At 65.3% G+C, this 20,584-nt stretch carries 23 protein-coding genes and 1 tRNA gene; 14 read left to right on the forward strand and 10 right to left on the reverse strand.

Annotation, left to right across the window (positions count from 1 at the left end):
* Positions 1-43: 43 nt before the first annotated feature.
* From AC1ROX_RS03990 to AC1ROX_RS04005, 4 genes are all read right to left on the reverse strand, one after another.
* Positions 44-1,303 (reverse strand): threonine/serine exporter family protein, encoded by a 1,260-nt coding sequence (locus AC1ROX_RS03990; protein ID WP_493122639.1) that lies wholly within the window; start codon positions 1,301-1,303, stop codon positions 44-46.
* Positions 1,303-2,796, reverse strand: a complete 1,494-nt coding sequence (gene mqo, locus AC1ROX_RS03995) for a malate dehydrogenase (quinone) (RefSeq protein ID WP_493122641.1) — start codon at positions 2,794-2,796, stop codon at positions 1,303-1,305. Before mqo ends, AC1ROX_RS03990 begins: the two co-directional genes overlap by 1 nt.
* Positions 2,797-2,805: 9 nt before the next feature.
* The gene (locus tag AC1ROX_RS04000) at positions 2,806-3,195 is read right to left on the reverse strand and encodes a cupin domain-containing protein (protein ID WP_493122643.1); all 390 of its coding nucleotides are present in this window, start codon (positions 3,193-3,195) and stop codon (positions 2,806-2,808) included.
* Positions 3,196-3,370: 175 nt separating this feature from the next.
* Positions 3,371-4,144 carry an esterase/lipase family protein gene (locus AC1ROX_RS04005; protein WP_493122645.1) on the reverse strand — a complete coding sequence of 258 codons (774 nt, stop codon included), beginning with the start codon at positions 4,142-4,144 and terminating at the stop codon, positions 3,371-3,373.
* Between the two features lie 251 nt (positions 4,145-4,395).
* Here AC1ROX_RS04005 and AC1ROX_RS04010 point away from each other — a divergent pair, with 251 nt between their 5' ends.
* The 6 genes from AC1ROX_RS04010 to AC1ROX_RS04035 are packed head-to-tail and all read left to right on the forward strand — an operon-like array spanning position 4,396 to position 8,966.
* Positions 4,396-4,941, forward strand: a complete 546-nt coding sequence (locus tag AC1ROX_RS04010) for a hemerythrin domain-containing protein (RefSeq protein ID WP_493122647.1) — start codon at positions 4,396-4,398, stop codon at positions 4,939-4,941.
* A gap of 2 nt (positions 4,942-4,943) precedes the next feature.
* Positions 4,944-5,981, forward strand: coding sequence for a patatin-like phospholipase family protein (locus AC1ROX_RS04015; RefSeq protein ID WP_493122649.1), 1,038 nt, complete (start codon positions 4,944-4,946; stop codon positions 5,979-5,981).
* Position 5,982: 1 nt separating this feature from the next.
* Positions 5,983-6,693: an HAD family hydrolase gene (locus tag AC1ROX_RS04020; protein WP_493122651.1), complete on the forward strand. Its 711-nt coding sequence runs from the start codon at positions 5,983-5,985 to the stop codon at positions 6,691-6,693.
* An 11-nt stretch (positions 6,694-6,704) separates the two neighbouring features.
* Positions 6,705-6,926: a hypothetical protein gene (locus tag AC1ROX_RS04025; protein WP_493122653.1), complete on the forward strand. Its 222-nt coding sequence runs from the start codon at positions 6,705-6,707 to the stop codon at positions 6,924-6,926.
* A 25-nt stretch (positions 6,927-6,951) separates the two neighbouring features.
* On the forward strand, positions 6,952-8,121 hold the full coding sequence (locus tag AC1ROX_RS04030; RefSeq protein ID WP_493122655.1) for a zinc-dependent alcohol dehydrogenase: 1,170 nt from the start codon (positions 6,952-6,954) through the stop codon (positions 8,119-8,121).
* Positions 8,118-8,966, forward strand: coding sequence for an SDR family NAD(P)-dependent oxidoreductase (locus AC1ROX_RS04035; RefSeq protein WP_493122657.1), 849 nt, complete (start codon positions 8,118-8,120; stop codon positions 8,964-8,966). Before AC1ROX_RS04030 ends, AC1ROX_RS04035 begins: the two co-directional genes overlap by 4 nt.
* Before the next feature lie 54 nt (positions 8,967-9,020).
* Here the strand turns inward: AC1ROX_RS04035 and AC1ROX_RS04040 are convergent, their stop codons facing one another.
* Positions 9,021-9,569, reverse strand: coding sequence for a DUF4142 domain-containing protein (locus AC1ROX_RS04040; RefSeq protein WP_493122659.1), 549 nt, complete (start codon positions 9,567-9,569; stop codon positions 9,021-9,023).
* A 22-nt stretch (positions 9,570-9,591) separates the two neighbouring features.
* Here AC1ROX_RS04040 and AC1ROX_RS04045 point away from each other — a divergent pair, with 22 nt between their 5' ends.
* Positions 9,592-10,935: a ferritin-like domain-containing protein gene (locus tag AC1ROX_RS04045; RefSeq protein WP_493122661.1), complete on the forward strand. Its 1,344-nt coding sequence runs from the start codon at positions 9,592-9,594 to the stop codon at positions 10,933-10,935.
* On the forward strand, positions 10,932-11,366 hold the full coding sequence (lysM, locus tag AC1ROX_RS04050; RefSeq protein ID WP_493122663.1) for a peptidoglycan-binding protein LysM: 435 nt from the start codon (positions 10,932-10,934) through the stop codon (positions 11,364-11,366). Before AC1ROX_RS04045 ends, lysM begins: the two co-directional genes overlap by 4 nt.
* A gap of 41 nt (positions 11,367-11,407) precedes the next feature.
* Here the strand turns inward: lysM and AC1ROX_RS04055 are convergent, their stop codons facing one another.
* Positions 11,408-11,665 (reverse strand): GlsB/YeaQ/YmgE family stress response membrane protein, encoded by a 258-nt coding sequence (locus AC1ROX_RS04055; RefSeq protein WP_493122665.1) that lies wholly within the window; start codon positions 11,663-11,665, stop codon positions 11,408-11,410.
* A gap of 12 nt (positions 11,666-11,677) precedes the next feature.
* Positions 11,678-12,139 carry a YidB family protein gene (locus AC1ROX_RS04060; protein WP_493122667.1) on the reverse strand — a complete coding sequence of 154 codons (462 nt, stop codon included), beginning with the start codon at positions 12,137-12,139 and terminating at the stop codon, positions 11,678-11,680.
* A 292-nt stretch (positions 12,140-12,431) separates the two neighbouring features.
* On the opposite strand from AC1ROX_RS04060, the gene AC1ROX_RS04065 reads away from it, so the two are divergent.
* From AC1ROX_RS04065 to AC1ROX_RS04080, 4 genes are all read left to right on the forward strand, one after another.
* Positions 12,432-13,841, forward strand: coding sequence for an 8-oxoguanine deaminase (locus AC1ROX_RS04065; RefSeq protein ID WP_493122669.1), 1,410 nt, complete (start codon positions 12,432-12,434; stop codon positions 13,839-13,841).
* A gap of 154 nt (positions 13,842-13,995) precedes the next feature.
* On the forward strand, positions 13,996-14,316 hold the full coding sequence (locus AC1ROX_RS04070) for an alkylphosphonate utilization protein (protein WP_493122671.1): 321 nt from the start codon (positions 13,996-13,998) through the stop codon (positions 14,314-14,316).
* An 86-nt stretch (positions 14,317-14,402) separates the two neighbouring features.
* Positions 14,403-14,479 (forward strand) — tRNA-Arg (locus AC1ROX_RS04075).
* A 46-nt stretch (positions 14,480-14,525) separates the two neighbouring features.
* Positions 14,526-16,031 (forward strand): cyclic nucleotide-binding domain-containing protein, encoded by a 1,506-nt coding sequence (locus tag AC1ROX_RS04080; RefSeq protein ID WP_493122673.1) that lies wholly within the window; start codon positions 14,526-14,528, stop codon positions 16,029-16,031.
* Between the two features lie 16 nt (positions 16,032-16,047).
* Here the strand turns inward: AC1ROX_RS04080 and AC1ROX_RS04085 are convergent, their stop codons facing one another.
* Together AC1ROX_RS04085 and AC1ROX_RS04090 are read right to left on the reverse strand one after the other, a co-directional pair.
* Complete coding sequence (locus AC1ROX_RS04085; RefSeq protein ID WP_493122675.1) at positions 16,048-16,926, reverse strand: hypothetical protein; 879 nt, start codon at positions 16,924-16,926, stop codon at positions 16,048-16,050.
* 210 nt (positions 16,927-17,136) lie between these two features.
* Positions 17,137-18,099 carry a Bug family tripartite tricarboxylate transporter substrate binding protein gene (locus AC1ROX_RS04090; RefSeq protein WP_493122677.1) on the reverse strand — a complete coding sequence of 321 codons (963 nt, stop codon included), beginning with the start codon at positions 18,097-18,099 and terminating at the stop codon, positions 17,137-17,139.
* A 270-nt stretch (positions 18,100-18,369) separates the two neighbouring features.
* On the opposite strand from AC1ROX_RS04090, the gene AC1ROX_RS04095 reads away from it, so the two are divergent.
* The gene (locus AC1ROX_RS04095; protein WP_493122680.1) at positions 18,370-18,747 is read left to right on the forward strand and encodes a response regulator; all 378 of its coding nucleotides are present in this window, start codon (positions 18,370-18,372) and stop codon (positions 18,745-18,747) included.
* Here the strand turns inward: AC1ROX_RS04095 and AC1ROX_RS04100 are convergent.
* Complete coding sequence (locus tag AC1ROX_RS04100) at positions 18,744-19,967, reverse strand: NAD(P)/FAD-dependent oxidoreductase (RefSeq protein WP_493122682.1); 1,224 nt, start codon at positions 19,965-19,967, stop codon at positions 18,744-18,746. The genes AC1ROX_RS04095 and AC1ROX_RS04100 overlap by 4 nt on opposite strands.
* 116 nt (positions 19,968-20,083) lie before the next feature.
* Between AC1ROX_RS04100 and AC1ROX_RS04105 the strand changes: the two genes are divergently transcribed.
* On the forward strand, positions 20,084-20,578 hold the full coding sequence (locus AC1ROX_RS04105; RefSeq protein ID WP_493122684.1) for a pyridoxamine 5'-phosphate oxidase family protein: 495 nt from the start codon (positions 20,084-20,086) through the stop codon (positions 20,576-20,578).
* Positions 20,579-20,584: the final 6 nt, after the last annotated feature.

Consider the following 20,584-nt stretch of genomic DNA (forward strand, 5'->3'; position numbering starts at 1 on the left):
AAGGCATGAGCGCAACTGGAGTTGCGCGCTCCAATGATCGTCTTCATCGCTCGACGATCCAGCGCCGCTCGCTCATGAAGCGGGCGGTGGCGAGGCCGAGCGCCATGCCGCCGACGATGAAGCAGCAGCCGGCGCCGGCCTCGACGGCGGCCAGCACGTCCCCCTCGTTCAGCAGCACGATGGTGCGGAAGGCGAAGATGCCGGGCGTCATGATGATGATGGCGGGCACGGTGAAGCAGATGCGCGGCTGGTGGAGCCAGTGCCTGCCGAGCGAGGCCAGCAGGCCGACGGCCAGCGCGCCGACGAAGGTCGCGGCCGGCAGGATCAGCCCGATATCATGCAGCGCGAGCCTGAGTTCGTTGCCGGCCAGCGAGAGCAGGCCGACCGTCAGGACCGTGCGCAGCGGGCTGTTGTAGAGCAGGGCAAAGCCGCAGCCGCCGGCGAAGCTCGCGAGCGCACGCCACAACAGGGTGACGGGCTCGTAGCCCAGGCTCACGTCCGGGGCCGACACGTCGGTCAGGCCGGCCATCGCCGTGACCGCCGACAGGCCGAAGGCGGCGGCCAGCAGGATCATGGTCGCATAGAAGAGCCGCGCGACGCCGGCCACGGTCTGGTGCTGCAGCAGGTCGAGCAGCGCGGCGACCAGGGGGAAGCCCGGCACCAGGAACAGGACCGAGGAGATGAACCCGACGGCCAGCTCGGCCGAGAAGTCGCGGCCGGCCAGGCCGAACACGATCAGGCAGTAGAGGCCCGAGGCTGCGACCGCGCAGACCGCGGTAACGGCATATTGATTGAGCTGCCGCCGGAACGAGAGCGCGCGTGCGGCCTGGCCGATAGTGCCGGCCAGCGCCGCAGCGCCGGTCGCCAGCATGTCGCCGCCGTTCAGGTAGGAGAAGGCCGCCGAGGCGAGGCCGATGGCGATCGCCACCGTCGGCAGGGCATGGAGTCCGGGCGCCTTCTCGATCGCATCGAGATCGCTTGCGAGCGCCTGCACCGTGAGGCCGGGCTGGCTGGCTTCCGTCAGGTTCTCGAGCCGTCCGATGCGATCGGCATTGATGCCGGGTGCGCCGACATCGCAGGTCAGCGTCGCGACCTCGCCGCCGCGTCGCACCGTGGCGGACAGGGCGTCGAGCGTGACCTGCACCGACAGGCTCTCGATCCCCATGTTGCCCGCAAGCCGGCCCATCGCCGCGCGCACGCGAAAGGCGGTGTCGCCGGCGCGCAGCATCAGCGCGCCGAAGCGCAGCAGGACGTCGAGGGTCTCGGTGAGGGGGGTGGTGAGAGGGGCCCGGGGGTCGGTCATCAGACCGTTTGCAGGCCCAACACTTCGGCGGTGTCCTTGCGCACGCGCTCGACCAGCGCGGCGTCCGTCTTCAGGTCCTGGCCGTAGGAGGGGATCATCTCCTTGAGCTTGGGCACCCAGTGGCCGGTGAGCTGCTCGTGGAAGCAGTTCTCCAGCATGTGGACCATGATCCACACGGCGGTCGAGGCCCCGGGCGAGGCGCCGAGCAGGGCCACGATCGAGGAATCGGCCGAGGAAACGATCTCGGTGCCGAACTCCAGCTTGCCGGTGCGTGCCACGTCCCGCTTGATGATCTGGACGCGCTGGCCCGCGACGTCGAACTCCCAGTCCTTCTCGTCGAGGTTGGGATAGAATTCGCGCAGCGCATCGAAGCGATGGGCCTTGGTCTGCAGCACCTGGCCGACCAGGTATTCCTCCAGCGGGAGATTGTCCCGCGCCACGGCGAGCAGCTGCAGGAGATTGTCCGGCCGCAGCGACAGCGGCAGGTCGAACATCGAGCCATGCTTCAGGAACTTGGTCGAGAAGCCGGCATAGGGTCCGAACAGGAGCCAGCGCTTGCCGTCGACATAGCGCGTGTCGAGATGGGGCACCGACATCGGCGGCGAGCCGCTGGCCGCCATGCCATAGACCTTGGCCATGTGGCGCGTGGCGATCTCCTGCTTTCCCGAGCGCAGCCAGATGCCGCTCACCGGGAAGCCGGCGAAGCCGTCGGCCTCGGGGATGCCGGATTTCTGCAGCAGGGTCAGCGCCGCGCCGCCGGCGCCGAGGAAGACGTACTTCGCACCCAGCGTCTTCTTGCCATGGCTCTTCTCGTCCTTGACGTCGAGCGTCCAGCCGCCGTCCGGGCGGCGGTGAAGGCCGGTCACGGCTTGCGAGAATTCGATCGAGAAGCCGTCCTGACGACGCAGGTAGGTCAGCAGGTTGGTGGTGAGCATGCCGTAGTTCACGTCGGCGCCCGTCACCATGCGCGTCGCGGCGACGGGCTGCGCGGGATCGCGGCCCTCCATGATCAGCGGCGCCCACTCGGCGATCTGCTTGTGGTCCTCGGAATATTCCATGCCGCGGTAGCAGTGATGGGCGCTCATCGCGGCATGGCGCTTCTTCAGGAAGGCCTGGCGGTCGGCGCCGATCACGAAGCTCATGTGCGGCACGGGATGGATGAACGTATGCGCCGCCTCGATCGCGCCCTTCTTGATCAGGTACGACCAGAACTGGCGCGACATGTCGAACTCGACATTGACCTCGAGCGCCTTGGAGATGTTGACGCTGCCATCGGGCATCTGCGGCGTATAGTTCAGCTCGCAATTGGCGGCATGGCCGGTGCCGGCATTGTTCCAGGGGCCGGAGCTTTCCTGCGCCTCGCCCTCGAGCCGCTCCACGATATGGATCCTGAGATGAGGCTGCAGCTCCTTCAGGAACGTGGCCAGCGTCATGCTCATGATGCCCGCGCCGACCAGGACGACGTCGAAGTCGCCGGCGTGATTGTCTGTCATCGAACTCTCCTAACGGCGATCAACTTGTGTCGCGGGCTTGAACGGCACCGGCGCATCCTTGCCCAGCACCACGTAGAGGCGCCGCCAGGGCTGGTCGTCGACCAGCCGCCAGGTGTGGCCGCCGCCGGTCGTGTCCTCGGCCAGCAGGATGTCGCCGGGCGCCAGCACGAAATGCTGGCCGCCGCGGGTGCTGAATTCCAGGGTACCGGCCAGGGTGACGACGAGCTGGCGGACCGGTGCGGTGTGCCAGGCATAGGTGCCGCCGGGCTCGGTCTCCTGCAGCGACGCGCTGGCGACCTCGATCTTGCTGCTGAGCAGGTCGCCGTGGGGGCCCGGTGCGAGGTCGATCCAGCCATCCTCGATGTGGGAATTCTGGTCTTCGCCCGTCCAAATCCGCACGCACCGAATCATGCCGCCGCCTTGCCTTTGTCGTGTCCGCACAACGGTAGTACGCGCCTCTGCGGCTGGCAACAAAGGGCTCCTCGAGCGCGGTTATGACACGCGCTCGAGGGTCATCAGATTGACATCGATCGCGGCCGCCCGCACGCGCAAGCGGCTTCTGAAGAGGATGTGATCATGCGCGCCGCCAGTCTGGATAGACGAAGCTCCTCCAGCCCGAGCGATCGAACTTCTGCCACTGGCCCTCGGGTTGGGCGAGACGATCAGCCACCGCGAACACGGCAGCGGGATGATGGCCGAGGCCGCAATGGCTGCCGATCACTTCGATGTTCTCTGCTTCGGGCGTTTCCTCGTTCAGGCAGTTTTGCCACGCACAGACCCCGTCGGTGCGACTGAACAGCGAGGTGGTGGGCACCGGCGGCGCATCGGCGAGTGCGCCGCTGCTCAGTTCGAGATTGTCCTCGACCTTGGTGCCCGAGGCCCATTCGTAGACCTGCCAGGCGTTGGTGCTGAGCGGGGATCCGGCGAAGGGACTGCCGAGGCTGATCATGCAGCGGATCTTGTCGGGCCTGATCTTGGCGATGTGACGCGCATAGAGACCGCCCAGGCTCCAGCCGACGAGGCTGAGCTTGCGCCGTCCATGACGCTCGTAGAGTTCGTCGACCCTCGCAATCATTTCGGACTCGACGTTGGCGCGCAGTCCGCAATTGCGGCCCTGCTTCCAGCCATGCGCGCGGTAGCCATGGTCCTTGAGGAAGGCGCGCAGTGGGCGCGTGCTGGCATCGTCGGCAAGCAGCCCGGGGAGCACGAGGACGGGATGTCCGTCGCCGCGTGGTGCCAGCGACAACCAGGGGCGCATCACGCAGAAAGCGGTGAATTCCGGCAGGGCCCGGCTCTCGAGGAAGAACAGCGCCTTGGAAGGAGGCGCCAGTGATTCGCAAACAGACATCCAAAAAACCTCATACGGAGAAAAGCGGCTGTTCGTGAACGGTTTCAGAGCCGCAAAGGTCCGCAACCCGAGTGCGGCCAAGTAACCGTGCGCTGCTGCACGCAGCGGGAGGGCGCCCTCCACCCGCAATGCCCGGCGTGCGTGTTCCAGCGCACGCAGCAACGTCGGGGGAAAGGAGCCGTTGGTAGGGCTCTTCCCACACATTTGATCGGAAGCGCTTCCGCGCCGGACGACTCAAAAAAGGATCTGATATGCCCACGACACAGGATGCCATCGCCCTGCTGAAAGCCGATCACCGCAAGGTCGAGGAGCTGTTCGAAAAATACGAGAAGACACGCGACGATACCAAGAAGGTCGCGCTCGTGCGCGAGATCTGCACCGAACTCACCGTGCATGCCGCTATCGAGGAGAAGATTTTCTACCCGGCCTGCAACAGCAAGGTCGAGGAAGACATGCTGGACGAGGCCTATGTCGAGCATGACGGCGCCAAGGTGCTGATCGCCGAGCTCTCGCAGGGTTCGCCCAAGGACGAATTCTACGACGCCAAGGTCAAGGTCCTGTCCGAGCTGATCAAGCATCACGTCAAGGAAGAGGAGCAGCCGAAGGAAGGCATCTTCGCCCAGGCACGTGAGGCCGGCCTCGATCTCGCGGCCCTCGGCACCAAGCTGAAGATGCTGAAGGACGAGCTGCTGGCCGATCTTACCAAGCGTAGCGCGCTGCCGCCTCCGGAAACGCGCTCCTTCGCCGGGCACAAGATGATTCAGGGCCGCCCGGTCAAAGAAGCGAAGGCAGCCTAGGCATGCCGGACCGCTCCACTGCGCTGGTGCTCTCGGGCGGCGTCGCCCTGGGCTCCTATCAGGCGGGTCTCTACGAGGCTTTGGCTAAGGAGCCAAAGCTTTCGCCCGCATGGATCGCCGGCAGTTCGGCCGGAACGCTCAACGGCGCGCTGATCGCGGGTACGTCCGCCGAGCGGCGGTGCGAGGTTCTGCGCAGCTACTGGCTGCGCGGGCCAGAGAGCCTGAACGCGCTGTCCTTCGGGATCACGCGCCATGCGCTCAACTGGGCCAGTGCCGTGCAGTCGCGGCTGTTCGGTGCCGCCGGCCACATCCAGACGCTGGGGCCGCGCCTTTCCTTCTCCAGCTTCTACGATCTCGCCCCGACGGTCGCTTTCTTCAAGAAGACGGTCGACTTCGGCCGTCTCAACTCCGGCGATATCCGCTTCACCGTCGCGACGACCGACATCGAGACCGGCGATGCGGTGCTCTTCGACACGGGCAAGGGCGACCGGATCGAGATCGACCACATCCTGGCGAGCTGCGGCTTCCTGCCGGAATTCGCACCCGTCGAGATCGCGGGACGCCTGCTGGGCGATGGCGGCCTGTCGATCAATGCGCCGGTCGAACCCGTTCTCGACGAATTCACCGGTACGGACAGTACCGTGATCGTCGCCGATCTCTTTGCGCGTGACGGCGCGCGGCCCGTTGGCCTCCAAGCCGCGCTCGCCCGCAAGAACGCCCTCATGTACGGCAATCAGACCTGGTATCGCCTCGAAGCCTGGCGCCGCCTGTGGCAGCGCGACCTCGCGGAAGACCGAGCCGCTCCGTCGGTCCTTTACCTCAGCTACCATCCGGTCAGTGGCGAGGCCGGTCCGGAGTTGATCTACGACTTCTCCCTCGCTTCGGCACGGGATCGGTGGGCCGAAGGCTTTCTGGATGGCCGCCACGCCGTGGCAAGGGTTGCTCAGGGCGAGGTCCCCCGGGGTGTCACCACCGTCGTGCGCCGGCCGAAGATCGAAGCTGCGGGTGCCGATCGTCTTCTTACGACATTGGCGGCCTGAGATGGCCGGCCAGCCCACTGGAGTCGGATGTGCCATCATATTCGATGTCGACGGCACGCTGATCGATTCCGTGGACTTCCACGCCCGCGCCTGGGTGGATGCCTTCGCGGCGTTCGGTCATTCCGTGGCCTTCAACAAGGTACGGCGACAGATCGGCAAGGGCGGCGACCAGCTCATGCCGGTGTTCCTGAGCCGCGAGGAAATCGAACAGACGGGCAAGGCGCTGGAGACCTATCGCGGCAACCTGTTGAAGGAGCGCTATCTCCCGCGGTTCCGAGCCTTTCCCAAGGTGCGGGAACTCGTCCAGCGCGTGCTGGCCGACGGTACCCAGGTCGCGCTGGGATCGTCGGCGAAGGAAGACGAGTTGGCAGAATACAAGAAAATCGCCGGCATCGACGACCTGGTCGAGACCGAGACCTCGTCCGACGACGCCAGACGCAGCAAGCCCTGTCCGGACATTTTTGAGGCGGCGGTTGCCAAGCTCGGTATTACCGACTTGAGCAAAATCCTCGTCGTGGGAGATACGCCCTATGACGCCGAAGCCGCCCTGAAGGCCGGGCTGCTTACGATCGGCCTGCGCTGCGGCGGCTGGTCGGAGGAAGAGCTGCGCGCCGCGGGCTGCATCGCGGTGTTTCAGGACCCGGCCGATCTTCTCGCTCGCTACGACGCTTCGCCCCTGGCTCATCTGTCGCGCGTTCTCGCGCATGCCTGAAAGGTATCCCGATGACACAAGAATCCAGTTCCTCACCGAAATCCGACCTCCCGCCCGAGCGTGAGTATGAGCGCCTCAATCCTGGCGGGGGTGGTTCACCTTCGCAGCAACAGGAGCGCGTCAAGGCCAATCCGAATGCGACGCGTGACGATGGCGGTGCAGCCATCCCGGGTAGCCAGAACGAGGATGTGAAGGGCCGCAAGCCCCGCGGTCCGCGCGGCGCCAGCACCTGAAGCCCTCTTGGGAAGGACATACCCGATGAAAGCACTGACCTGGCACGGCAAGCACGATATGCGCTGCGAAAGCGTCCCTGACCCAAAGATCCAGCACCCACGCGATGCCATCATCAAGGTGACGGCCTGCGCCATCTGTGGCTCCGACCTTCACATCTTCGACGGCATCATGCCCGGCATGGAGAGTGGCGACGTGCTCGGCCATGAGACGATGGGCGAGGTCGTCGAAGTGGGCGCGGAGAACAAGGCGCTTAAAGTCGGCGACCGGATCGTCGTGCCCTTCACCATCGCCTGCGGCGAATGCTTCTTCTGCAAGAAGGGGCATTTCTCCGGGTGCGAGCGAAGCAATCCCGACAAGGCAAAGGCCGAGAAGATGTGGGGACACTCACCGGCAGGCCTGTTCGGCTACACTCATCTACTGGGCGGCTATGCCGGTGGCCAGGCCGAATATCTGCGCGTGCCCTATGCCGATGTGGGACCGATCAAGGTCCCCAACGGGCTGAGCGACGAGCAGGTGCTGTTTCTGTCGGATATCTTTCCGACGGGCTACATGGCGGCGGATTTCTGCAACATCCAGCCTGAAGACACGATCGCCATCTGGGGCTGCGGTCCGGTGGGTCAGTTCGCGATCAAGAGCGCGTTCCTGCTTGGCGCGGCCCGCGTCATCGCCATCGACACGGTACCGGAACGGCTCGCGCTTGCCGCCGCCTCGGGCGCGATCACCATCGATTTCATGAATGAGGATGTCTACGACCGCATCCAGGAGCTGACCCACGGTCGCGGCGCCGATGCCTGCATCGATGCCGTCGGCACCGAACCGGAGACGCGGGCGAGCTTCGATTCGCTGATCGACCGCGTGAAGGTCGCGACCTTCATGGGCACCGATCGGCCGCACGTGCTGCGCCAGGCCATCCAGAGCTGCCGCAACTTCGGCATCGTCTCGATCGTCGGCGTCTATGGCGGCTTCCTCGACAACATCCCGATGGGCTCGGCGATCAACCGCGGCCTGACGTTCCGCATGGCTCAGACGCCCGTGCAGCACTATCTGCCGAAGCTGCTGGAACGCATCGAACGCGGTGAGATCGATCCGTCCTTCGTGATCACGCACACCGCGACCCTCGAAGAGGGACCGGAACTCTACAAGACGTTCCGCGACAAGAAGGATGGCTGCATCAAGGTGGTTCTGAAGCCATGAACACCACGAACACGAGCGAAAAGACACTCGATACGAGCCTTTCCGCCAAGGACCGGAACCGCGCGGCGCGCCCGCTTGCCATCGTCACCGGCGCGTCCTCCGGTATCGGCTTCGAACTCGCCAAGAGATGTGCCGCCGAGGGTTTCGACCTGATGGTCGCGGCCGACGATCCGCGGATCGAGGAGTCTGCCCTCACTTTGGGCCAGGCCGGCGGCAGTGTTGAGGCGCTGCACGTCGATCTCTCCACGACCGAGGGCGTCGACAAGCTCCTGGCGGCTGTGAAGGATCGGCCTGTCGATGCCCTGCTGGCCAACGCTGGCCATGGGTTGGGCAAGGCCTTCCTCGACCAGGAGTGGGACGAGATCCGGCACGTCATCGACACCAACGTGACAGGCACTGTCTATCTGCTGCACAAGGTTGGCCGCGAGATGGCCAATCGGGGCAACGGCCGCATCCTGATCACCGGCTCGATCGCGGGCTTCATGCCCGGCACCTATCAGGCCGTCTACAATGGCACGAAGGCGTTCATCGACATGTTCGCCTACGCGTTGAGGGCGGAAGTGCAAGCTCGCGGCGTCACGGTGACCTGCCTGATGCCCGGCGCCACCGAGACCGACTTCTTCGAACGCGCCGACATGATGGATACCAAGGTGGGGCAGGCGGAGAAGGACGATCCGGCCGACGTAGCGGAGAACGGCTTCAAGGCGATGATGGCGGGCGACAGCGGCGTGGTCAGCGGCTGGCAGAACAAGCTGCAGGTGGCCTTGGCGAAGGTGTTGCCGGAGACGATGATGGCCGGCCAGCACGCCAAGCAGGCAGAGCCCGGCTCGGCCGCGAAGAAGTAGCTTCTCTCGAATATGAGAGAGCCCCGACCGGCTGCGGTCGGGGCTCTGTTCGTTTTACTTCTTGAGGTCTTCCGCCATCTTCAGATGCATCTGCAGGTGGGGCAGGGTTTTGGCGGCGAAGGCCTTGAGGTCGGCGTTCTCGCCGCTCTTGGAATAGCGCTCGAACAGGGAGACGGCATCCTTGTGCGCCGCGACCTGCATGTCGTCGTATTCCTTGGTGAAGCTGGCCCCGCTCAGGCCTTTCAGCTTGTCGAGCTTGGATTGATGCGCGGTGTCCATCGCTCCGGGCAGGTTCGCCCTCACCTTGCCGCCCCTCACCAGACCCTTGAGTTCGGTCGAGGTCTCGGTGTGATCCTTTATCATCTTCTCGGCGAAGGCCTTGGTCTTGCCGTCGGTCTTGGTCACGGCGAGCTTGCTGGACTCGATCTCGGCCATGTCGCTGATCGCGGCCTGGGTCACGAAATCCTGCGTCGAGGGCGCGACGCCCAGGGTCGAATTGACGCCGGTACGCTCGGGCACCGACGGAATTTGTGCCGCCGCAATCGTCGCCGCGCCGGACACCAGAAGAGCGGCTGCGAGGCCACCCAGAATCATTCTTGCCATCAGGCTCTCCCGAATTGTTGGATTGAGCGAACCGAACGGAACCCCGGGTGAGCGGTTGCGAATCCAACCATTTTCCGCAACCCGCATCCAAAGGTCCAACCACCCGTTGCCGGACATGGCAGGACCTCGCGACTATCTCATCCATCTCCTCACGGAAGCGGCTGAGATCGAACACAATCTTCTCTGTTCTTACCTCTACGCGGCCTTCAGCCTGAAGGCGCATGACTGTGAAAGTCTGCGCGAGGCCGAACGGGAGCTCGTCGGTGCCTGGCGCAAATCGATCGTGGGCGTTGCCATCGAGGAAATGGGGCATCTCGCGCTGGTCAACAATCTGCTGGTCGCGGTGGGCGGCGCGCCGCATTTCAACCGTCCGAACCTGCCAGTGCCCGCCGGCTATCATCCCTCGGGCTTCGTCATCCGTCTCGCGCCGTTTACCCGTGAGACCCTGGAGCACTTCGTCTTCCTGGAACGTCCTGCGCAGGCGAAGGTGCAGGATGCGGACGACGATTATCGCCACGAGGGTACGATACGCATTCAGACGCCCGGCCATTTGACGCCTTCGACGCCCGACTATGAGACGATCGGCGAATTCTACGACGAGATACGCCGGGCGTTACTGGCCTTCGCGACGGCCTGTGGCGAGAAGGCCTTTCTCGCGTCGTCGCAGGGGCGCCAACTCTCCCCCGACGATATTCAAATATCCGGACTTCGCGTCATCCGTGGCTTGGATGATGCGCTGGAAGCCTTGGAAGCTATCGTCGAACAAGGCGAAGGATCGTCGAGCGAGAAGGAGGATTGTCATTTCATGCGCTTCGTCGAAATCCGACGCGAATGGGATGATGCGTTGCTTGCCAATCCCCGATTTCAGCCGTCCCACAACGCCGCGCAGGACCCCGTGATGCGCAAGCCGGCGGAAGGCCTGGAGCGGGTCTGGGTGACCGAGCCGTCCGCCGCAAGGCTGCTCGATCTCGGCAACGCGCTTTATGGCGTGACCCTCACTCTCCTTGAGCATACCTACACGCCGGATATGACGAATCGCCGGCATCTCGTGGCGGGCGCGATGGGCCTCATGCATGTTCTGGCCAAGATCGGCTCCGCCCTGGCACGGATGCCGGCCACGGCCGCAGGCGACGTCAATGCGGGTCTCACATTCGCAGTCCCGCGTAATCTGCATTCCCTGCCGCCTGCACGGGCCGATCAGCTTCTGCAGGAGAGGCTGCTTCATCTCTACGAGGCCTCTACCGGTTTCGATCCCGACGCAGCGGCGGAGATCCGGAAGGTACTCGAAGCTTTTGTCCCAAAGGGCAACGCCGCGCTCGACGGGACCGTTCAACGGCATCAGCCAAGCAGCAGGAGTGCGCCATGAGCGGATTGTTCGATTTCGTGAAGACCATCGGAAAGAAGATCTTCGGCGAAGGCGATCCCGATCCTGGCGCCAAGATCAAGGCGGAGATCGAGAAGGACAATCCGGGCCTGAAGGACCTTGCCGTCAAGTTCGAGAATGGCATCGTCGAATTGACGGGCAGCGGTCCCGTCGAGGCTCTGCAGAAGGCCATCCTGATGGCCGGCAATATGATGGGTGTCGGGGAAGTCAAGGTCGCGGGAGTGGCGCCTACTTCAATCGACGACGGGACGCAGTACTATCTGATCGAGTCCGGCGACACGCTGTCGGCCGTCGCCAAGCAGTTCTACGGCGATGCAAACAAGTATCCGAAGATCTTCGAAGCCAATCGCGAGGTGATCAAGGATCCGAACCTGATCTTCCCCGGCCAGAAGATCCGCATTCCCAAGGCATGATGTGAAGCGCAGGCGGGATTTGCCTGCGCTTCCTCTCATACCTACATCGCCCGGCGGGCGGCGATGCGATTCCAGATGAACAGAACGACGATCGCGCCGACGGTGGCGGCAATGAAGCCTGCGCCCTGGTCGGGGCGGTACCAGCCGACGGCCTGGCCGATGAACGTCGCGACGAACGCGCCTGCAATGCCCAACACCGTCGTCAGGATGAATCCCGACGGCTTGTTCGGGCCGGGCGCCAGCAGGCGCGCAATGATGCCGGCGACGAAGCCGATGACGACGATCCACAAAATACCCATCGCTGCGCTCCCTCAGGACGTCTTGGTCGCGGGACGATCGAACTCGTCGGGACTGGGCAGACGACCCTGCGGCGTCAGCTCGTCGATCGCGCCGGGTAGCTGTGCCGCCAGGCCTGCGAGAAGTTGCTCGCGGGTAAGGCCGGTGCGCTGGCTAAGGAATTCGATCTGCTCGGGCGTGAGGACGCGGCTGAGATCGCCGGCCCCGATCGGCTTGTTCTCGTTCCGGCTCACCCAGGAGTCGGCGATGTCGGATTTGCCGGCGCCCTGGAACTGTTTCAGCAGGTCACCGAGACCGCCACTCAGAATGGAGCCGAGCCCGCCCTGACCCGCATTGCCGAAGCCGTTCTTGAGTATATCGTCCAAGCCGCCCCCGCTTGCCGGGGCCATGCCCGGGCCGGCGGGCTTGGCGGTGCTGAACCCCTTGACCGCCTTGTAGGCCAGCAGACCGAGCAAGGCCATGGTGATGGGCGACATGCCGCCTCCTCCTCCACCACCAAGGCCGCCGCGCGGACCATTGCGCATTCCGGTCAGGACATCGAGCAAACCCATGGACATATTCCTTGTGTGTGCCACGCCAACGCAATCGTCAGGGCGGCGTTGCCGGTCAGATCGCAGCGATCTTTTCGCGGCGCCTTAGCGACCAGTTGTTCCGGATGCGGATCTCGGGATTGGGAACGCGACTGGCGACAAAACGCTCGATGAGCTAAGGAGCCAAGAGCCGGCGAGATGGTCGGGACCAGTCGGGAAGGCGGCATCGGTCGGGAAGATGGCGACACTTTTGGTGAAAAATGCGCTCGTCGTCACGATGGACGAGCAGCGCCGCGAGATCGCCGAGGGCGGGATATTCGCGGTCGATGGCGTCATCACGGCCGTCGGCTCCTCGGCTTCGCTGCCGGCGACCGCCGACACGGTGATGGACCTCAAGGGCCACATCGTCCTGCCGGGCCTGATCAACGGCCATCACCATCTCGACCAGACTCTGACCCGCGCCCTGCCGGTGGCGCAGAACAACAATCTCTTCCGTTGGCTACAGGCTCATTACCTTCTGTGGGCGGCGCGCACGCCGGAGGCCAGCCGCACGGCCACGCTGGTGGGATGCGCCGAGCTCGCTCTGTCGGGCTGCACGACGGTGTTCGATCACGCCTATGTCTTCCGCAACGGCTGCGCGGTCGACGACCAGATCGCGGCGGCGCAGGAGATCGGCATCCGCTTCGCCGTCTCGCGCGGCTCCATGTCGCTCGGCCAGTCGAAGGGTGGCCTGCCGCCGGACTCCTGCGTCGAGGACGAGGACGATATCCTGAAGGATTGCGAGCGGGTCATCGCGCGGTACCACGACGCGAAGCCCGGCTCGATGACGCAGATCGTGCTGGCGCCGTGCTCGCCCTTCTCGGTGACGCCCGAGCTGCTGCGCCAGTCGGCGGCGCTCGGCCGCCGGAGCGGCATCCGCCTGCACACCCATCTCTGCGAGACGCTCGACGAGGAACGCTACACCTTGCAGCGCTGGGGCATGCGGCCCGTCGAGTACATGCGCTCCGTCGAGTGGGCCGGCGACGATGTGTGGTATGCGCACGCCATCCATGTGAACGATGCCGAGATCCGGGAGTTCGCCCGCGCCGGCATCGGCGCCTGCCACTGCCCCTGCTCGAACATGCGGCTGGCCTCGGGCATCGCGCCGGTGATGAAGTACCGCCGCGCCGGCGTGAAGGTCGGCATCGGCGTCGACGGCTCGGCCAGCAACGACGGCAACCACATGCTGGGCGAGGTGAGGCAGGCGATGCTGCTGGCCCGTCTGCAGATCGGCCTGCGCCCGCCGGAGGGCCCCGACACGACCCTCTCGACCTCCGACCCGAGCCGCGACGCCGAATGGATGACCGCGCGCCAGGCCCTCGAACTCGCCACCCTGGGCGGCGCCGCGCTGCTGGGCCGCGACGACATCGGTGCGCTGGCCATCGGCAAGCAATGCGATTTCTTCGCCCTCGATCTCAACAGCCTCGGCTATGCCGGCGCCCTCGCCGACCCCGTGGCCGCCACGCTCTTCTGCGCCCCGCAGGCGGCCCGCCACACCGTCGTCGCCGGCCGCCCGATCGTGCGCGACGGCAAGATCGTGACCATCGACCTCGAACGCACGGTGGCTGAGCACAACCGGCACGCGGCGCGGCTGGCCGCGATGGCGTGAAGATCCAAACGGGATTCCCAAACCGCCTGCGGATGAGCCGGAAAACCCTCACGTCCCCGTAGGAGACGACACTTCAGGGGAGACAATGCGCCGGGTTGCGACGGCAGTTCCCGGCCTGTAGAGCGCAGGCTTTCTTGCAGGAGCCGAAGCGAAAATGGCCGACAACGACGACGACTATGTCTACGACGAGGCCAGCGGCGAGTGGATACCTGCGGCCGAAGCCGCCGCGAAGAAGGCTGCAGCCGAAGCTCCTGCGGGAGCCGTCGAGGTGCGCGATTCGGCCGGCAACCTGCTGGCCGACGGTGACAGCGTCCTCCTGATCAAGGATTTGAAGGTCAAGGGCTCCAACCAGACCCTGCAGCGCGGCACGGTGATCAAGACCATCCGCCTGACCGGCGATGCCCAGGAGATCGACTGCCGCCACGACACCATCAAGGGTCTGGTCCTGCGTGCCGAGTTCGTCCGCAAGCGTTGAGGCGACCGAAGCGTCGGGAACGGGACGCGAGCGAAGTCCCAAACAAGAGTCCCAAACAGCCAACAGATGCGCTAAAAAAACCTTAAGTCCCCGTAGCTCAGCCGGATAGAGCAGCGGTTTCCTAAACCGGAGGTCGGAGGTTCGAATCCTCTCGGGGACGCCACTTCTCCAAGCGCGGCCTTGCAGCCGGGCAGGACCGTCTGGTTATCGTGATGGATGCTTTGACCCCGGCCGATATCGCCGCCGATCCGTTCGTGCAGACTGGCGTCCTGGCCGTGATCGGCGCGATCAGCACGCGGATCCTGCTGCGCAAATATCCCGCCCGGCGCCTGGTCTTCCAGCTCCTGTTCTTCGTCGCGCTGACCGCGCTTCTGCATCACCACTCGATCGTTCCCTACGAAGTCGCACCCGATACGACGCCGATCTTCCAGCGCGTCTTCGTGGCGCTGGCGAAGATCATCTGGTGGGTCAACGGCGCCTGGGTCCTGACCGGTTGTGCCCGCGTGTTCCTGATTTTCGAGCGGCGGCCGCGCGAGGGTCGGCTGATCCAGGATCTGGTCGTCGGCGCCATCTATCTCAGCGCCGCGCTGTCGATCGTGGCCTATGTATTCAGCGCGCCGGTCGGCACGCTGATCGCGACCTCGGGCGTGTTCGCGATCATCCTGGGCCTTGCGCTGCAGAGCACGTTGGCGGACGTCTTCTCGGGCATCGCGCTCAATCTCAGCAAGCCCTACGAAGTCGGCGACTGGGTCGTGCTGGGCAACGGCATCGAAGGCCGCGTCGTCGAGACCAACTGGCGCGCCACCCATCTGCTCAATGGCTCGAACGACCTGGTGGTGCTGCCCAACAGCGGCCTGGCGAAGGCACAGCTCACCAATCTCAGCAGCCCCAACCGCACGCATGGCGTGAAGCTCGCGATTCGCCTGTCGCCGACGATGGCGCCCTCGACGATTTCCGAGATCATGCGAACGGTGCTGCTCAGCAGCACGTCGATCATGGCCGTGCCGGCGCCGACGGTGGAGATCAAGTCGCTGGATGCCCAGGCGATCGAGTTCGAGCTGTCGTTCCGCGTCAGGGATTTCGCCAGCGCCTCGACGGCCAAGCACGAGATCTACGACCTGATCTATCGCCACACCAAGGCGACGGGCCTGGCGCTTGCGCCGCCGAAGGGCTCGTCCGATCTGCCGCCGTCGCTCGCCGCGGCGACGAGCCGGCCGACCAGCCTCAGGATGCTCGATTCCGTGCCGTTGTTCGGTTCGCTGACGGAGGAGGAGAAGGCCCTGCTGGCGCCCACGATGGTGCGCAAGATCTACCGGAAGGGCGATGTTCTGGTCGAGCAGGGGGCCACTCTCAACACGCTCATGGTGATCCGCAGCGGCGTCGTCGCGGTCTCGCGCCGTGTCGGGGAAAGCGAGATCGAGCTCGGCCGCCTGTCGCCCGGCGACTATTTCGGCGAAGGCGGCCTGTTCACCGCGACCGGCGAAATGGGAACGGTGCGGGCCCTGACGGCGACCGTCGTCTATGAAGTCGGGCAAGCGGCGATGGCCACCCTGATGAAGGACCGGCCGAGCATTGCCGACGAGATCAGCGTGACCCTGTCGCGCCGCGCCAACAAGGCGACGGCCGGCAGCACCGTCCCATCGGAGGTAACGGAGGGATCGGTCTCCTGGCTGGTCGGCCGCATCCGGCAGGTCTTCGAACTCCCGCACGGCTAGCGGCGCCTCGCCCTCTTCAGAACTTCACAGAGAACCCGATCAACGGACCGTGCATGATGATGTCCATGCCGCGCGTGCTGAGCCCCCAGCCGGCGCTGTAGTTTGCCGCGAGCGCGCGGTAGCCGATCATGCCGGCGAGGAGGTAGTTGTCGACCTTCCAGCCGTAGCTGTAGACGCCGACGGCCTGCCAGGAGAGCTGGCTGCCGAGGCCGAAGCCACCGATGTCGCCGCGCAGGGAGGCCGACTGGGTGGGCGTGAACTGGTGGCGCAGCCGGAAGCCTATGACTGGGTCGATCCATTCGAGGCTGTTTTCGCGCGCGATGGTGAGGCCCATCGAGCGCTCCAGCCCGAGATTGTAGACGTTGGCGGTGGCAGTCGTGTCGATCTTGGCCTCGACGGCATTGTTCCAGTAGCGGATGCCGAGCAACCCATCGAGCGCGGTGAACGAGGTCGGGCTGTGCGACCAGCGGGCGAACTCGTAGATGCCGCCCACCTCGACGATGGTCGTCTGCAGGTTGAGTTGCGCGTTGGCAACGCCGCTGACCGTGAGGCCGGGCACGGGATTGCGGTAGCGCGCGGCCGACTTGGAGAAGCCGAGGTTGGACCAGACCAGGTCGCCGTAGAGGCCCACCTTGCCCTTGTTGGCCTCGACATAGCCGTCGAAGGCGGCGATCGAGCTGCTGTTGCTCAGGATGTCGAAGAAGCCCGCATTGACGTCGAAGGTCTGGCCCTTGGCGGTCGTGCTGCCGCTGATGCTGGTGAGCCAGCCATAGGCGGTGGCGTTGAACCGCCAGGGCTCGAGTTCCGCTTCCTGGGCACGCGTCGGCGAAAGGGTGGCGCTGAGCATCGTCGCGAAGCCGGCCGCGAAGGCCATGACGGCAGGAAACCTGGTCATCTCGCGCCGCTCCCCTTCAATCGATGTTGCGTCCTTTTTACAGGGAGCAGGGGGGCGCCGTCCTTACGGCTCGCGACAAAATCGGATCCAGCAGGCCGTTGAATGAGGCGGCGTCCCGGCGAACAAACGAAATAAACGAAATAAACGAATCCAACGAATCGGGGGCGGCGGCCCCCGAATCATGTGTCAAAAACCTATTTCAACAGCCTGCTAGTCGGGCTTGGCACCCGACATCCTAACCACCTTGGCCCACTTGTCGGTCTCCTCGACCAGCAGCTTCCCGAAATCGGCGGCCGAGCCGGGGAGCGGCGTGGCGCCGAGATCGGCCAGGCGGGTCCTGATCGCGGGATCGGCGAGGGCCTTGTTGACCTCGTCGTTGAGCTTCGTGATCACGTCGGCCGGCGTCGCCTTCGGGGCGGCGAGCCCGTACCAGGGGCTCGCCTCGTAGCCCGGCAGGAACTCGGCCATGGTCGGGACGTCCGGCAGCAGCTCCGAGCGCGTGGCGGTGGTCACGGCCAGCGGGCGCAGCTTGTCGGCCTTGATGTACTGGATCGCCGAGGCGACGCTCGAGAAATAGACCTGCACCTGTCCGGCCAGCAGGTCGGTGAGCGCCGGCGCCCCGCCGCGATAGGGGATGTGCACCATGTCGACGCCGGCCATCATCTTGAACAGCTCGCCCGCGACGTGCTGCGGGCTTCCGTTGCCGGCCGAGGCCATGCTGACCTTGCCGGGATTGGCCTTCAGGTAGGCGATAAGTTCGGGAACGGTCTTCGCCGGCACCGACGGGTTGACCAGCATGACGTTAGGCACGCGGCAGATGCCGGCCACCGGCGCGATGTCGCGGGCGAAGTCGAAGCCGAGCTTGTCGTAGAGGGTCGCGTTGATGGCATTGGCGGTCGAGGCCAGGAGAAGCGTGTAGCCGTCGGGCGCGGCGCGGACCACGGTTTCGGTCGCGATGTTGCTGCCGGCGCCGGGGCGGTTCTCGACCACGAAGGACTGGCCGAGGCGCTCGCCGAGATACTGGCCCATCAGTCGCGCCAATACATCGTTCACGCCTCCCGCGGCATAGCCGACGATCAGGCGAACGGGACGCGTGGGATAGGATTGCGCCCAAGCCGAGCTGGGCAAGAGAACTGCCGACGCCGCAAGACCGAGATACTGACGACGCCGCATCGATTTCGCTCCGCGCATTTCCTTGTTTCAGGCAGCGCGGAGACTGCCTCCCCGGCGGAGGCTTGGCAAACGCCTAGCGCCAGAACAGCGCCAGCAGAATGATGATCGGAATCGGAATGCCGAGCATCCAGAGCAGAATCGAACGGCCCATTGCCATCTCCTTTATGTCAAGTCGATTGCAAACGAGTTCGTGGCCTTGAAGGTTGCGCAGGCGCGTGCAACTTGGATGATGTCATGGCGTTCACGCGAGGCTGACTGGAGTTGCGTTCCTTGGCTCTTCTCGACGGGCGGACGATCCTCATCGTGGAAAACGATCCAGCCATCGGACTGGATCTCAGGGCGACTCTGTTCGAGGCGGGGGCTCATCCGGTTGGGCCCGCCAACAGTGTCGAGGGCGCTTTTGCGTTGATCGCTGATCACGCGATCGATGCCGCCATCCTCGACATCCGCCTCCACAAGGACGAGCTGGTGTTTCCCGTCGCCGACACGCTGCAGGCGTTGCGCGTGCCCTATGTCTTCGCCAGCGGCCGCTCGACGGCGCTGATGCCGCTGCGCCACGGCGACAGGCCGTTCTTCGACAAGCCCTTCCACACTGCGGAGATCGTCGAGGCGCTCGCGAAGATCCTGAACGGCGAGAGCGTCGCCTAGAATTTCCGGCGGAACGAGAAGAGATCGGCGTCGGGATCGTCGCGGCCGGCAATCGCCGCCGACAGGAGCTGCGCCGACAGCATCGAGAAGGTGATGCCGTTGCCGCCATAGCCCAGCGCCGCGAAGCAGTTCCTCATGCCGGGCACGGCGCCGATCGACGGCGATCCGGTCGGCGAGGCGCCGAAGCTACCGGCCCAGGCATAGTCGGCCTCGGGGCGCACATGCGGCAGCAGGCGTGAGAGCTTTTCCTCGATGGCAGCGATCTTCTCGGGAATCAGCGTATCGCGCGTGGCCTGGTCGATCGAGGCTTCGTCCTCGCCGCCGCAGATGATGCGGCCCTCCGGTCCGACGCGCATGTAGAGATAGGGATCGGAGGCTTCGCTGATCAGCACTTCGTCGGGCCAGGCGGCGCGCGGCTGCGGGCGCGTCGCCAGCGCCCAGGTCGACGTCACCGTGTGGCCTTTGTGCGGGACTCCCTTGGGCATCTCGTAGCCTGTGGCGAACACGACGGCCTTTGCCCGCAGTGACGGACCGCCTGCCGTGCGAACGACGGCGCCAGACAGCAACGGCTGGATCTCCATCGCCTCGACGGGGGCATACAGGCGTGCCTTGCGAGAGAGGGCGGTCCGCAGGAAGCCGGCGGCCAGCCGTCGCGGATCGGCGGCGAGGCTGCCATGGCCGAGGAGTGCCGCGCGACCGAAGATCCCGTAGGTGCGCTTCACGTCGCCGCGGTCGAGAAAAGAGACTTCGAAGCCGGCCCGCCGCCGCGCCTTGCCCTCTTCGCGCAGGCCCTCCGCGTCGAGTTCATCGCCTTGAAGATAGAGCGAGCTGCGGCGGGCGACGTCCTTGCCCAGTCCCAGCCGGTGCAAACGTTCGTCGAGTGCGCTGAGCGCGAGCTTGGAGCGCCGCCATAGCCGCTCGGCTCGGCCCAGGCCGATACGCTTGCTGAGCTGGCTCAGCGGCGTGTCGAGTTCGTATTGCAGCAGGGCCGTGGAGGCCGTGGTCGATCCCGCCAGGGGGCCGCGGCGGTCGATCATGACGACGTCGAGCCCATCGTCCGTCAGGCGCTCCGCGATCAGCGCGCCGCTGATGCCGGCGCCGATCACGACGACGTCGCAGGCGAGATCGCGGCTCAGGGATCGGGTGGGAATGCGGGAGACGGGAAGGCTTTGCCAGACACTGCGGCCCGTCTTCAGCTTTCGATGCTGGGTCGCGCTCACCGGTCTGTCTCGGGCAAATCCACGCAAGCCAACGCCGATGGCGGCTCGACGTTGCAACGGGCCTCCCGGACGCGCGTTGGCCCGCCAGTCCAACCCCCCTCAGACAGGAGCCGGCGATGCCCACCCCGAAGGAAATCGAAGAGAAATTCTGGTCGGCCCTGAAGTCCGACATGACCGTGATGCTGGGCCTCGACGGCGTCGAGGACGGCCATGCGCGTCCGATGACGGCGCAGCTTGATGGCGATCGCGGTCCGATCTGGTTCTTCACCAGCCGAGACAATACCCTCGTCGAGAAGCTCGGCACCGGGCAGGGCAATCGCGCCATCGCGACCTTCACCTCGAAGGGCCATGACCTGTTCGCCACGGTCCATGGCGGGCTCTCGCTCGACAACAATCCGGCCACGATCGACCGGCTGTGGAACCGCTACATCGCGGCCTGGTTCGAGGGCGGCAAGACCGATCCGAAGCTCGCGCTGCTGCGGCTCGATGCCGAGCGGGCGGAGATCTGGCTGGATGCGTCGAGCCTGGTGGCAGGCATGAAGATGCTGCTCGGCGTCGATCCGAAGTCCGACTACAAGGACAAGGTCGCCGAGGTGAACCTGCGGGGCTGAATCATT

The organism is Reyranella sp. GW821-FHT14A01 (genome assembly GCF_058803965.1).